Source organism: Burkholderia sp. L-4, assembly GCF_056856535.1.
Genome location: NZ_JBXEOX010000003.1, coordinates 975,322 through 988,489 on the forward strand (window position 1 = coordinate 975,322; position 13,168 = coordinate 988,489).

8 protein-coding genes, 2 tRNA genes and 3 rRNA genes are annotated in these 13,168 nt (G+C 60.2%); 6 read left to right on the plus strand and 7 right to left on the minus strand.

The window, feature by feature from the left end:
- Nucleotides 1-65: 65 nt before the first annotated feature.
- The gene (locus AC1VVG_RS34870) at nt 66-1,571 is read right to left on the minus strand and encodes an aldehyde dehydrogenase (RefSeq protein WP_482837628.1); all 1,506 of its coding nucleotides are present in this window, start codon (nt 1,569-1,571) and stop codon (nt 66-68) included.
- Between the two features lie 387 nt (nt 1,572-1,958).
- On the opposite strand from AC1VVG_RS34870, the gene AC1VVG_RS34875 reads away from it, so the two are divergent.
- Nucleotides 1,959-2,558, plus strand: a complete 600-nt coding sequence (locus tag AC1VVG_RS34875; RefSeq protein WP_034190678.1) for a hypothetical protein — start codon at nt 1,959-1,961, stop codon at nt 2,556-2,558.
- 56 nt (nt 2,559-2,614) lie between these two features.
- Nucleotides 2,615-2,986: a nuclear transport factor 2 family protein gene (locus AC1VVG_RS34880; RefSeq protein WP_482837629.1), complete on the plus strand. Its 372-nt coding sequence runs from the start codon at nt 2,615-2,617 to the stop codon at nt 2,984-2,986.
- 95 nt (nt 2,987-3,081) lie between these two features.
- Here AC1VVG_RS34880 and AC1VVG_RS34885 read toward each other — a convergent pair whose 3' ends face one another.
- Nucleotides 3,082-4,911, minus strand: a complete 1,830-nt coding sequence (locus AC1VVG_RS34885) for a methyl-accepting chemotaxis protein (RefSeq protein ID WP_034190680.1) — start codon at nt 4,909-4,911, stop codon at nt 3,082-3,084.
- A 274-nt stretch (nt 4,912-5,185) separates the two neighbouring features.
- Here AC1VVG_RS34885 and AC1VVG_RS34890 point away from each other — a divergent pair, with 274 nt between their 5' ends.
- The 4 genes from AC1VVG_RS34890 (at nt 5,186) to AC1VVG_RS34905 (ending at nt 7,207) form a co-directional block, all read left to right on the plus strand.
- Nucleotides 5,186-5,767 (plus strand): RNA polymerase sigma factor, encoded by a 582-nt coding sequence (locus AC1VVG_RS34890; RefSeq protein ID WP_175902134.1) that lies wholly within the window; start codon nt 5,186-5,188, stop codon nt 5,765-5,767.
- Nucleotides 5,768-5,779: 12 nt separating this feature from the next.
- Complete coding sequence (locus tag AC1VVG_RS34895) at nt 5,780-6,088, plus strand: hypothetical protein (protein WP_034190681.1); 309 nt, start codon at nt 5,780-5,782, stop codon at nt 6,086-6,088.
- Nucleotides 6,089-6,090: 2 nt separating this feature from the next.
- A complete protein-coding gene (locus AC1VVG_RS34900; protein WP_034190682.1) occupies nt 6,091-6,387 on the plus strand; it encodes a 4Fe-4S dicluster domain-containing protein in 297 nt (98 codons plus the stop codon).
- A 103-nt stretch (nt 6,388-6,490) separates the two neighbouring features.
- Nucleotides 6,491-7,207, plus strand: a complete 717-nt coding sequence (locus tag AC1VVG_RS34905; protein ID WP_034190693.1) for an O-methyltransferase — start codon at nt 6,491-6,493, stop codon at nt 7,205-7,207.
- Between the two features lie 116 nt (nt 7,208-7,323).
- On the opposite strand, the gene rrf is transcribed toward AC1VVG_RS34905, so the two are convergent.
- The 5 genes from rrf to AC1VVG_RS34930 all read right to left on the minus strand — a co-directional run bounded on the left by rrf (nt 7,324) and on the right by AC1VVG_RS34930 (nt 12,549).
- Nucleotides 7,324-7,436, minus strand: a 5S ribosomal RNA gene (gene rrf, locus AC1VVG_RS34910).
- Nucleotides 7,437-7,592: 156 nt separating this feature from the next.
- Nucleotides 7,593-10,474, minus strand: a 23S ribosomal RNA gene (locus tag AC1VVG_RS34915).
- A gap of 288 nt (nt 10,475-10,762) precedes the next feature.
- Nucleotides 10,763-10,838: transfer RNA gene (locus AC1VVG_RS34920), tRNA-Ala, on the minus strand.
- A 37-nt stretch (nt 10,839-10,875) separates the two neighbouring features.
- Nucleotides 10,876-10,952 (minus strand) — tRNA-Ile (locus AC1VVG_RS34925).
- 64 nt (nt 10,953-11,016) lie between these two features.
- Nucleotides 11,017-12,549: ribosomal RNA gene (locus AC1VVG_RS34930) — 16S ribosomal RNA — on the minus strand.
- Together the 16S, 23S and 5S rRNA genes with 2 tRNA genes alongside form the textbook arrangement of a ribosomal RNA operon.
- Nucleotides 12,550-13,168 lie beyond the last annotated feature (619 nt).

A 13,168-nucleotide genomic window follows, 5' to 3' on the forward strand; every position in this document is an offset into this window, starting at 1 on the left:
GCGTTGTAGGGATAAAAGCGCGGTCGTGCCGCCCGGCGCGGCCATTGGCGGCCCGCCGGGCCGAATCAGTAGCTGATCCAGGTCGTCTTCAGGCCCGTGTACTTGTCGATCGCGTGCAGCGACAGATCGCGGCCGAAGCCCGACTGGCGGAACCCGCCGAACGGCGTCTGCGCGCTCAGCGCATCGACCGTGTTGACGGACACCGTGCCGGCCCGCAGCCGGCCCGATACGCGATGCGCGCGCGACAGGCTGCCGGTCCACACCGACGCGGCGAGCCCATAGATCGAATCGTTCGCGAGCCGCACGGCCTCGTCCTCGGTGTCGAACGCCATCACCGACAGCACCGGTCCGAAGATTTCCTCGCGCGCGATCGCGTCGTCCGGCTGCACGTCGATGAAGATCGTCGGTTCGATGAAGTAGCCCTTGCCGTCGACACGCGGTGCGCCGCCGCCGATCGCGAGCGTCGCGCTGTCGCGGCCGCGCGCGATCCATTCACGCACGCGCCGATGCTGCTGCTCGTCGACGATCGCGCCCATCCCGCTCGACGGATCGAGCGGATCGCCCGGCATGAATGCAGCGGCATGCGCAATCAGCCGGTCGACGAACGCATCGTGGATCGAGCGCTGGACCAGCAGCCGCGAGTTCGCGGAACACACTTCGCCCTGGTTGAAGAAGATGCCGAAGCACGCCTTGCGTGCGGCGAGATCGAGATCGTCCGCATCGTCGAAGACGAGGTTCGGGCTCTTGCCGCCGCATTCGAGCCACACCTGCTTCATGTTCGACTGCGCGGCGTACTCGAGGAATTTCTTGCCGACGGCCGTCGATCCCGTGAACGCGAGTACGTCGACGTCGGGATGCAGTCCGAGCGCGCGCCCCGCGGTCTCGCCGTCACCCGGCACGACGTTCAGCACGCCGGGCGGCAGGCCGGCCTCGAGCGCCAGCTCCGCGACACGCAGCGCGGACAGCGGCGACTGTTCCGCCGGCTTCAGCACGACGCTGTTGCCGGCGGCAAGCGCCGGCGCCACCTTCCACGCGACCATGTCGAGCGGAAAATTCCACGGCACGACCACGCCGACCACGCCCAGCGGTTCGCGCGTGACGACCGCGAGGTTACCGGGATCAGCCGACGCGACTTCGCCGTGCAGCTTGTCGACGGCTTCGCCATACCAACTGAACAGGCCGCCCGCGGCCGGCACGTCGATGCCGAACGCGTCCGCGACGCGCTTGCCCATGTTGAGCGAATCGAGCAGCGCGAGCTCTTCGCCATGCGCGGCGATGAGCTCGCCGAGCCGGCACAGCACGCGCTTGCGCTCGGCCGGCGCGCAGCGCGACCAGACGCCGGATTCGAACGCGTGGCGCGCGGCGCGCACCGCATCGTCGACGTCCGGCGCGTCGCACGACGCGACTTCCGCGATGACGGCCTCGGTCGCCGGATTGATCGCGGCGAATGTCCGCCCGCTGCGGGCCGGCACGCCGCGCCCGCCGATATGCGCGAGCGTTCTCGGGACGACCTGCGCCGCGAGACGTCTCCAGTCCGCGTGCTGACGGCTTTCTGCTGAAGTTGGGTTCATTCAAGGCTCCGTTGTGACGACCCGGCGCTTGTGTGGGGTGCTCCGCCCGGCTTCGACCCGACGACGGACGTTGGCGGCCACGACCTCGGCCCATGACCGCCGTGCATCGCGGCAGTCGTCCGGTCGGCCAACTGTCGGTGATCAAAAGGAGATTTGAAAGAACAGTTTTTCTTCTCACTGACGAGGTTATTTCTATCCATTCGATCGTCGTGCAGCGGGGTTTTCCTGCCGCGTCACGATCGCGGCGCCGTTCGTTTTGGAGGTGGTTGCTTCGGCATTCCGGTGCGAGCCTGCGTGAAAACGCGACGCAACATTGCGTCGGCACGACGTTGCGCCCCGCGCCGTCCGACCACATACTGGTCGGCCAGTCCGCACGAGGTTGCGTCGATGGGGAGTATCGATCAGGGTGCCGCTTCGGTCTTTGGCGTGATCGGCACGGCCGTGTCCCTGCTGGCGGCGGTTCCGTACGCGCTCGCGATCTACCGGCGCACCGTTCGCCCGCATCTGTTCACGTGGCTCGTCTGGTCGGTCGTCACCGCGATCGCGGCGGCCGGCCAGTTCGCTGCAGGCGCGGGGCCGTCCGCATGGTGCACGGCGGCGATTGCCGTCACGTGCCTTCTGACGCTGGTGGCGAGCATCTTTCGCGGCGATCGCGGCTGGACCGGCCTCGACTGGGTTTTTCTGGGCGCGGCGCTGTCGGCCGTGCCGTTGTGGATGCTGACCGACGACCCGACGATCTCGATCTGCCTGGTCACGCTGATCGAGCTTGCCGGCCTCGGCCCGACCGTGCGCAAGACGATCCGCGATCCGTGGAGCGAAAGCCTCGCCTATTTCGCGCTGTGCGTGCTCAAGTACGCGCTGGCGTTGCTGGCACTGAACACGTGGCGTGGCGCGGTCGCGTTCTATCCGGTCGTCAACGTCATCGCGTCGATCGGCATCTGCGTGGTGATGCTGGTCCGGCGTCAATCGCTGTCGAATGCGCGGTAGGTTTTATCCGCCGCCGCTGCGTGTGCAACCCTTCGGGGATGAAGCGAGGATCCGACATGGATGCAATCCGTACTGTCATCGAACCGCTTGAAACCGCGCTGCGTGCGGCGATGCTGGTCAACGACGTCGACGCGCTCGATACGCTGCTGGACGACGATCTGGTGTTCACCGTCCCGACCGGCCAGATCCTTTCCAAGGAAGACGACCTGTCCGCGCATCGTGCGAAGCTGCTGCGCCTGGAGAAACTCGACGTCCACGAAATGCGCGCCTGCGCGATCGACGCGATGATCCTGACCACGACGAAAGCGACACTCGCCGGCCATTTCGACGGCATCGCGTTCGACGGCACGTTTGCCTATACGCGCCTCTGGCGCCGCTCGAGCACGGGCTGGCGCATCGTCGCCGGGCACGCTTCGCAGGTCATGTAGGCTGCGCCCGGTTCCGGCTGTCCGGACATTCGCGCACAGGTGAAGGTGTCGCACCCGTCCATGCCGCGAATGTCGGGTAGCCGATACGCGCGTCGTCAAGCGGGCTGCAACGCCGACGCACGATTGTCCGCGAGCTTGAACTCGCCGACCGTCTGCGCGAGCCTGGCAGCCTGCTCGCGCAACAACGTCGCCGCGGCCGCCGACTGCTCGACGAGCGCCGCATTCTGCTGCGTCGCATCGTCGAGATGCGACACGGCCTGATTCACCTGCTCGAGCCCCGTGCTCTGCTCCTTCGCCGCCACGGTCATTTCGGCGATCACGCCCGTGATGCCGCGCACGCCCTCGACGATCTCGTCCATCGTCGCCCCGGCCGTCTGGACGAGTCCGGAGCCGCCCTCGATCTTCTCGACCGACGAGTGAATCAGCTGCTTGATCTCCTTGGCGGCTTGCGCGCTGCGCTGTGCGAGTGCACGCACCTCGCCCGCGACGACCGCAAAGCCGCGGCCGTGCTCGTTCGCGCGTGCTGCCTCGACGGCGGCGTTCAACGCGAGGATGTTGGTCTGGAACGCAATGCCGTCGATCACGCCGACGATGTTGGCGATTTCGCCGGACGCTTGCGTGATGTCGTTCATCGTCGACACGACCTCGCTCACGACCGAGCCGCCGCGCAACGCGACAGTCGACGCGGATTCCGCCAGACGGCTCACCTGGCTGGCGGCATCGGCCGAGTTGCGGGCCGTGCCGGCGATTTCCTCGAGCGCGGCGGCCGTCTCCTGCAAGCTCGACGCCGCATGTTCGGTCCGGCTCGACAGATCCTGGTTGCCCTGTGCGATCTCGGCGCTCGCGAGGTTGACGGATTCGCTGAATTCGCGAATCTGCAGCAGGATCGTGCTGATCTTTTCGGCGAACAGGTTGAACGCATGCGCGATCTGCGCGGCTTCGTCCGCGCCGTCGGCGGGCAGGCGTTTCGTCAGGTCGCCGCTGCCGCTCGAGACGTCCATGAGCGCATCGCGAACCAGCAGGATGCGCTTGAAGGCCGCGTTCGTCATCGCGCCGACGAGCGCCGCCGCGATGACCGCGACGATCAGGATGGCAGCCAGCGTCGTGGTCGCGACCGCACGCATGCCGGCCGTCACGTCGGCCTTGTCGAGCGCGAGGACCAGCGACCAGTCGGTGCCTGCGATCGGCTGTGCGCGCACCAGCTTGGTGGCCCCGTCGATGTCGACCGCGACAGGCGCGGACGCCGTTTGCAGCGCGCCGAGGTGATCGGAGTCGAGCACAGGCGAAAGGCCGGTCGCAGGTTTCATGATCAGGTCGGTCTTCGCCGACGCGATCACGCGCCCGCTCTTGTCCACCAGGAACGCGAAACTCGCCGGTGTCGGGTGAACGGAGGTGACGATCGCGCTCACGCTCTCCATGAACAGGCTGGCGGCCAGCACGCCTTTCACGGCACCGTCGCGCACCACGGGCACCGCGAACGCGACGGCCGGCTTGCCGGTCGTCGCATCACGGTAGAGCGCCGTCACGACCAGCTGGCCCGCGCTGACGGCTTGCTTGTACCAGGGCCGTGCGGTCGGATCGTAGCCGGGCGCGAGCGGGACGTTCGAGAACGCAGTCTTGTCCGGCAAGCCAAGCGTCAGCACCTCGAAGCCACCCGACTTGCCGAGCAGTTTCAATGCCGGCAGCGGGTCGCCTTCGCCGATCGCGATCGTGTCGGCGAGTGCCTGGGTCGCCCGCGCCCTGCTGGCCACCCATTCGTTGATCGCGAGCGCGTGGCCGGCGAGGATCGACTTATGGTTCTGGTCGATGGCCTCGTCGTTGTGGTTCTTGACGACGTAATAGACCAGTCCGCCCGTCACGGCCAGCGCCGTGACCACGATGGCGACGCAGGTCGCAAGTATCCGAGCACGAATCGAGGACAGCATGATGACTTCGATCTCCGTTACCGCGTTATTTGAATGGGGTTGCCGAAGGCCGGCAACGTCCTGTTTAACGACAGCGGTGGCGGGAACTTAAGGCCTGACTGGCCTGACCAGTTCAGACGAGAGGTTGGCAGGGCTGCGAAGTCGGAAAAGACGGGGTCGATTCGGCGAGATCGGACTATCGTGCCGACTGTCCGTGGTGCGTCGAGGGAAAGCGTTCAGCAGCGGATTTTCACCGGCGCCACAATATCCAGGCGCCTGAAACGTCTTCACAGGCATGGAATCGCCACCCACTTCGCACATGATGACCGACCCAGACCGCGACATCACGGCGACGGTGATGCGTGAACGATCGAGGCTAGTGAGCTTCATCCGGCGCCGGATACGCGACCCGGACGATGCCGAGGACATCCTGCAGGATGTGTTTTACGAATTCGTGCAGGCGTATCGGCTGCCTGCCCCGATCGAGCAGGCGAGCGCGTGGCTGTTCCGTACCGCGCGCAACCGCATCATCGATCGTTTTCGCAAGAAGAAGGAGCAGCCGCTGACCGATCTGCTCGAAGCCGAAGACGAACCGGACGGCGAGTATCGGCTGGACCTCGCGCTACCGGCGCACGATGCCGGCCCCGAAGCGCTCTACGCCCGCACGCTGGTGCTCAAGGCGTTGCAGGATGCGCTCGACGAGTTGCCCGCCAATCAGCGTGAGGTTTTCATCGCGCATGAACTGGAAGGGCAGTCCTTCAAGGAGATGGCCGCGCAAAGCGGTATCGCGCTCAATACCCTGCTCGCGCGCAAACGCTATGCGGTCCTGCATCTGCGCGCCCGGCTGCAGCCCATTTATGACGAACTGGACAACTAACGGAGTCGACGGATGAATTTTCGAATCAGATGTGCCGGCAAGGCACTGCTCGTGGTGATCGCCATAGGCGTGCTCGGATGGGTCGTCATGATGCTGTGGAACTGGGTGATGCCGGCGTTATTCGTCGGCGCCCGGACGATCGACTTCGCCCATGCGCTGGGCCTGCTCGTGTTGAGCCGCATTCTGTTCGGCGGATTCCGCGGACACCGTGGCTGGCACGGCCGACGCCACTGGCGCAAGTGGGAATCGATGACGCCGGAAGAGCGCGAGCGTTTTCGGGCCGCGTGGCGATCGGGCAGCAACCCGCGCACGGGAGAGTGAACATGCGCGAACGATCCACGGGCAGCTGCAAACAGAAGCCGGGGGTGATTGCGCCGGTCGTCGACCTGAAACGTTGCGAAGGCAAGGGGGATTGCGTCACCGTTTGCCCGGAAAACGTATTCGAGATCCGGCGCATCGATCAGTCCGACTACGTCGGCCTCGGCATGATGCATCGCCTGAAGTTGCGCGTGCATGGAATGAAAGTCGCCTACACGCCGAATGCGCATGCGTGCCGGTCATGCGGGCTTTGCGTGACGGCGTGTCCGGAACGCGCCATCACGCTCGCCCGAAGCACGTAGCATCGCCGGTTGGTCGGCGGCCGAACCTCAGCGCGGGAAACCCGGCGGAGGGAGCAGTCGCTGGATGCGTCGTCGACCTCATCAATCTCTCCAGGGAATGCACATGACTCCACCCACCATCGCTCTTCTGCAAAGGCTTCATGAGGAGAGCCGAGCCGAAATCATCGCGCGCGCACGCGCGCAGTTCCAGGGATCGAACGAAGCGTTCCTGACGCTCGGCGACGAATACGAGGCGCTTGCTCCCCGGCTGCGGGGACGGTTTCTCGAAATGCTCGGGTTGTCCAGCGAAGACTTCGAGTCCTCGGAAGGCAGCCCGCTATCGTTGGCCGTGTCGGCGGAAACGGGAAGATTCCTGCGCAACATGGTGCTTTCGCAACGGCCGGCCAGAATCCTCGAGCTCGGCAGTTCCCGCGGCGTGTCCACGCTGTATTTCGCGGAGGCGCTGCGCATGTTGGGCCGCGGCGTGGTCGTCGCGACCGAGCGCGACACGCTCAAGTGCGCACATCTGCGCGCGCACGCCAAAACGGCAGGCCTGGACGCTTATGTCGATTTGCGGGAGGGCGACGTATTCGAGACCGTTGCCGAATTGGACGGGGCCTTCGACCTGGTATTCATCGACGTTTGGGCCGACGCTTATCTGAGACTGTTCAAGCAGATCGAGCACCTGCTGCGCCCGGGATCGGTCGTGCTTGCCGACAACATGTACACAGCCGAGGATGCCGTTCGACCCTACAAGCAATACCTGGACAACGATCCGCGGTTTTCGACCACGACGCTGGACTTTGAATCGGGGGTCGAATTTACGGTCGTCGTATCTTGAGTCGGGATGTCGTCGAATGGATGCGATGAATCGAGCACCTTTCTGCGCCGACGTGCATTTCCGTCGCCGAAATGCAAAAACCCCCGCCTTTCGGGCGGGGGTTCCTGGCTTAGGGAGCCTGACGATTACCTACTTTCACACGGGAATCCGCACTATCATCGGCGTAGAGTCGTTTCACGGTCCTGTTCGGGATGGGAAGGGGTGGGACCGACTCGCTATGGTCATCAGGCAAAGGGGGTTGTTCTGCTGGCGTGGCCAACAGAACCAATCTGGGAAGAAGCAGTAATTTTAAGTTGTGTGTATCACACACGAGAATCCAACTTGTCGCTTGGATCTTGCGGCCGGTGCTTTCACACGGCGCCGATCTACAAGGCAGACTTGTTATAGGATCAAGCCTTACGGGCAATTAGTATCAGTTAGCTGAACGCATTACTGCGCTTACACACCTGACCTATCAACGTCCTGGTCTCGAACGACCCTTCAAGGGGATCTAGTCCCCAGGGATATCTCATCTTAAGGCGAGTTTCCCGCTTAGATGCTTTCAGCGGTTATCTCTTCCGAACATAGCTACCCGGCGATGCCACTGGCGTGACAACCGGTACACCAGAGGTTCGTCCACTCCGGTCCTCTCGTACTAGGAGCAGCCCCCTTCAAATATCCAACGCCCACGGCAGATAGGGACCAAACTGTCTCACGACGTTTTAAACCCAGCTCACGTACCTCTTTAAATGGCGAACAGCCATACCCTTGGGACCGGCTACAGCCCCAGGATGAGATGAGCCGACATCGAGGTGCCAAACACCGCCGTCGATATGAACTCTTGGGCGGTATCAGCCTGTTATCCCCAGAGTACCTTTTATCCGTTGAGCGATGGCCCTTCCATACAGAACCACCGGATCACTATGACCTGCTTTCGCACCTGCTCGACTTGTCGGTCTCGCAGTTAAGCACGCTTATGCCATTGCACTATCAGCACGATTTCCGACCGTACCTAGCGTACCTTCGTACTCCTCCGTTACGCTTTGGGAGGAGACCGCCCCAGTCAAACTGCCTACCATGCACTGTCCCCGACCCGGATCACGGGCCAAGGTTAGAACCTCAAACAAACCAGGGTGGTATTTCAAGGACGGCTCCACCGAAACTAGCGTTCCGGTTTCATAGCCTCCCACCTATCCTACACAGATCGGTTCAAAGTCCAATGCAAAGCTACAGTAAAGGTTCATGGGGTCTTTCCGTCTAGCCGCGGGTAGATTGCATCATCACAAACACTTCAACTTCGCTGAGTCTCGGGAGGAGACAGTGTGGCCATCGTTACGCCATTCGTGCAGGTCGGAACTTACCCGACAAGGAATTTCGCTACCTTAGGACCGTTATAGTTACGGCCGCCGTTTACCGGGACTTCAATCAAGAGCTTGCACCCCATCATTTAATCTTCCGGCACCGGGCAGGCGTCACACCCTATACGTCCACTTTCGTGTTTGCAGAGTGCTGTGTTTTTATTAAACAGTCGCAGCCACCAGTTTATTGCAACCCCTTCACCCTCCTGGCGCAGGCCAGTCAAGCTACAAGGGCGTACCTTATCCCGAAGTTACGGTACCAATTTGCCGAGTTCCTTCTCCCGAGTTCTCTCAAGCGCCTTAGAATACTCATCTCGCCCACCTGTGTCGGTTTGCGGTACGGTCATCGTTAGACTGAAGCTTAGAGGCTTTTCTTGGAACCACTTCCAATTGCTTCGCTCCCTAAGGAGCTCGCGCCACACCCTTGAATTACGCGCCCGGATTTGCCTAAGCGCCTTCTCCAATGCAGCGACCGGGACTTCCAACACCCGGACAACCTTCCGCGATCCGTCCCCCCATCGCATCTAACAATGGTGCAGGAATATTGACCTGCTTCCCATCAGCTACGCATTTCTGCCTCGCCTTAGGGGCCGACTCACCCTACGCCGATGAACGTTGCGTAGGAAACCTTGGGCTTACGGCGAGGGGGCCTTTCACCCCCTTTATCGCTACTCATGTCAGCATTCGCACTTCCGATACCTCCAGCACGCTTTTCAACGCACCTTCGCAGGCTTACGGAACGCTCTCCTACCATGCGAGCAAAGCTCGCATCCGCAGCTTCGGTATATAGCTTAGCCCCGTTACATCTTCCGCGCAGGACGACTCGATCAGTGAGCTATTACGCTTTCTTTAAAGGGTGGCTGCTTCTAAGCCAACCTCCTGACTGTTTTAGCCTTCCCACTTCGTTTCCCACTTAGCTATATTTGGGGACCTTAGCTGGCGGTCTGGGTTGTTTCCCTCTTGACACCGGACGTTAGCACCCGATGTCTGTCTCCCGTGATTGCACTCTTCGGTATTCGGAGTTTGCTATGGCGGGGTAATCTGCAATAGACCCCCCAACCATGACAGTGCTCTACCCCCGAAGGTGAGACACGAGGCACTACCTAAATAGTTTTCGGAGAGAACCAGCTATTTCCAGGTTTGTTTAGCCTTTCACCCCTATCCACAGCTCATCCCCTAACTTTTCAACGTTAGTGGGTTCGGACCTCCAGTACGTGTTACCGCACCTTCATCCTGGCCATGGATAGATCACCTGGTTTCGGGTCTACGCCCAGCAACTGAACGCCCTATTCGGACTCGCTTTCGCTACGCCTGCCCTATACGGTTAAGCTTGCTACTGAACGTAAGTCGCTGACCCATTATACAAAAGGTACGCCGTCACCCCTTACGAGGCTCCGACTGTTTGTATGCATGCGGTTTCAGGATCTATTTCACTCCCCTCCCGGGGTTCTTTTCGCCTTTCCCTCACGGTACTGGTTCACTATCGGTCGATCACGAGTATTTAGCCTTGGAGGATGGTCCCCCCATCTTCAGACAGGATTTCACGTGTCCCGCCCTACTTGTCGCACACCTAGTTCTTTCATACTGTTTTCGCCTACAGGGCTATCACCTGCTATGGCCGCACTTTCCAGAGCGTTCGGCTAACAATACAAATAAAGAGTGCAAGGCTCATCCCATTTCGCTCGCCACTACTTTGGGAATCTCGGTTGATTTCTTTTCCTGCGGTTACTTAGATGTTTCAGTTCACCGCGTTCGCTTCGCATGGCCTATGTATTCAGCCATGGATACTCCAAAAGGAGTGGGTTTCCCCATTCGGACATCTACGGATCAAAGCTCGTTTGCCAGCTCCCCGTAGCTTTTCGCAGGCTACCGCGTCCTTCATCGCCTGTGATCGCCAAGGCATCCACCACATGCACTTGTTCGCTTGACCCTATAACGAGTCTGTCTCTCGACAGCCGCTACAGGTTGAGTTCTCGCGTTGTGCCGTATTCCAAATTGAGTCAAACATAGAGTTCGAATCATCTTGAGATACATCGATACAATCACAACCCGGATAGTTTTCACGTCCATCTCAAGACGCTTCCGCTATCCAAATTACTTACTTCTTCCAGATTGTTAAAGAACGACAGCCGATATCTGTTGATATCCTCTGACTGGCTCAATCGCCAATGCAAAATTCTCGGTTCAGCGTGTGAACCAAGCACTTAGCGTTGGTGATTGGTGGAGGCAGACGGGATCGAACCGACGACCCCCTGCTTGCAAAGCAGGTGCTCTCCCAGCTGAGCTATGCCCCCATGAGTACAGATGCCTCAGGTACCTACCGCCAGACAATGGTGGGTCTGGTTGGATTCGAACCAACGACCCCCGCCTTATCAAGACGGTGCTCTAACCGACTGAGCTACAGACCCCTGAGTCTGTCTTTAAATTTACAGCCGATAAGCGTGAGCGCTCAACTTATGCGAGAAGCTCTGGAAAGGAGGTGATCCAGCCGCACCTTCCGATACGGCTACCTTGTTACGACTTCACCCCAGTCATGAATCCTACCGTGGTGACCGTCCTCCTTGCGGTTAGACTAGCCACTTCTGGTAAAACCCACTCCCATGGTGTGACGGGCGGTGTGTACAAGACCCGGGAACGTATTCACCGCGGCATGCTGATCCGCGATTACTAGCGATTCCAGCTTCATGCACTCGAGTTGCAGAGTGCAATCCGGACTACGATCGGTTTTCTGGGATTAGCTCCCCCTCGCGGGTTGGCAACCCTCTGTTCCGACCATTGTATGACGTGTGAAGCCCTACCCATAAGGGCCATGAGGACTTGACGTCATCCCCACCTTCCTCCGGTTTGTCACCGGCAGTCTCCTTAGAGTGCTCTTGCGTAGCAACTAAGGACAAGGGTTGCGCTCGTTGCGGGACTTAACCCAACATCTCACGACACGAGCTGACGACAGCCATGCAGCACCTGTGCGCCGGTTCTCTTTCGAGCACTCCCACCTCTCAGCAGGATTCCGACCATGTCAAGGGTAGGTAAGGTTTTTCGCGTTGCATCGAATTAATCCACATCATCCACCGCTTGTGCGGGTCCCCGTCAATTCCTTTGAGTTTTAATCTTGCGACCGTACTCCCCAGGCGGTCAACTTCACGCGTTAGCTACGTTACTAAGGAAATGAATCCCCAACAACTAGTTGACATCGTTTAGGGCGTGGACTACCAGGGTATCTAATCCTGTTTGCTCCCCACGCTTTCGTGCATGAGCGTCAGTATTGGCCCAGGGGGCTGCCTTCGCCATCGGTATTCCTCCACATCTCTACGCATTTCACTGCTACACGTGGAATTCTACCCCCCTCTGCCATACTCTAGCCTGCCAGTCACCAATGCAGTTCCCAGGTTGAGCCCGGGGATTTCACATCGGTCTTAGCAAACCGCCTGCGCACGCTTTACGCCCAGTAATTCCGATTAACGCTTGCACCCTACGTATTACCGCGGCTGCTGGCACGTAGTTAGCCGGTGCTTATTCTTCCGGTACCGTCATCCCCCGACTGTATTAGAGCCAAGGATTTCTTTCCGGACAAAAGTGCTTTACAACCCGAAGGCCTTCTTCACACACGCGGCATTGCTGGATCAGGCTTTCGCCCATTGTCCAAAATTCCCCACTGCTGCCTCCCGTAGGAGTCTGGGCCGTGTCTCAGTCCCAGTGTGGCTGGTCGTCCTCTCAGACCAGCTACTGATCGTCGCCTTGGTAGGCCTTTACCCCACCAACTAGCTAATCAGCCATCGGCCAACCCTATAGCGCGAGGCCCGAAGGTCCCCCGCTTTCATCCGTAGATCGTATGCGGTATTAATCCGGCTTTCGCCGGGCTATCCCCCACTACAGGACATGTTCCGATGTATTACTCACCCGTTCGCCACTCGCCACCAGGTGCAAGCACCCGTGCTGCCGTTCGACTTGCATGTGTAAGGCATGCCGCCAGCGTTCAATCTGAGCCAGGATCAAACTCTTCAGTTTAAACCTGTTACTGTTTTCGGTTCGGTTAAGAACCGGTCGCTCACTCAAAGCTGACAGGAATATGAATCACTTCATAAACCTGACTTACTTTAGTGTGAGACTCTTGATACTTTCGCTATCTGATCCGAGGATCAGCTCGCTGTCATCAAGCGCCCACACTTATCGGCTGTTAATTTTTAAAGAGCAATCTGCGAGGAACATCGTGTTTCCCGGCAGCGCTGCGTTTTCAGCAGCAGAGAAGCGAGATTATGAACCGTGTTTCGCAGTTCGTCAACAACTTTTTGCACTACGTCGTTGCGACCGCGGGGCTCAACTTCCGTACCGCCGAGGCCGCTCCTGCCGGGCCCCAACCGCACTGCTTCCCTTCCTTCCGCGCCGCGTTTCCGTGAGCGCGAAAGAGGCGTGATTCTATGCACCTCGCGCCGCCCGCGCAAGCCCCTTGTGAAAAAAGTTGGAAAAGCCCCCGTGCGTTGCCGCGCACGGGGGCTGGGGGTTCGACGGGCCTGAATCGCAACGCGAGCGGTTCGCTATAGCTATGACGTATGCCCGTCTTTCCCCCTATATGGAACGCAGCGGAACGGACAAGGAACCTGGCGCTGTCGAGTATCATGCCGCGACC

Bases quoted from the DNA above. Each gene is read 5' to 3' on its own strand.
- AC1VVG_RS34870 (WP_482837628.1), bottom strand. From the start codon at position 1,571: ATGAACCCAACTTCAGCAGAAAGCCGTCAGCACGCGGACTGGAGACGT.
- AC1VVG_RS34875 (WP_034190678.1), top strand. From the start codon at position 1,959: ATGGGGAGTATCGATCAGGGTGCCGCTTCGGTCTTTGGCGTGATCGGC.
- AC1VVG_RS34880 (WP_482837629.1), top strand. From the start codon at position 2,615: ATGGATGCAATCCGTACTGTCATCGAACCGCTTGAAACCGCGCTGCGT.
- AC1VVG_RS34885 (WP_034190680.1), bottom strand. From the start codon at position 4,911: ATGCTGTCCTCGATTCGTGCTCGGATACTTGCGACCTGCGTCGCCATC.
- AC1VVG_RS34890 (WP_175902134.1), top strand. From the start codon at position 5,186: ATGGAATCGCCACCCACTTCGCACATGATGACCGACCCAGACCGCGAC.
- AC1VVG_RS34895 (WP_034190681.1), top strand. From the start codon at position 5,780: ATGAATTTTCGAATCAGATGTGCCGGCAAGGCACTGCTCGTGGTGATC.
- AC1VVG_RS34900 (WP_034190682.1), top strand. From the start codon at position 6,091: ATGCGCGAACGATCCACGGGCAGCTGCAAACAGAAGCCGGGGGTGATT.
- AC1VVG_RS34905 (WP_034190693.1), top strand. From the start codon at position 6,491: ATGACTCCACCCACCATCGCTCTTCTGCAAAGGCTTCATGAGGAGAGC.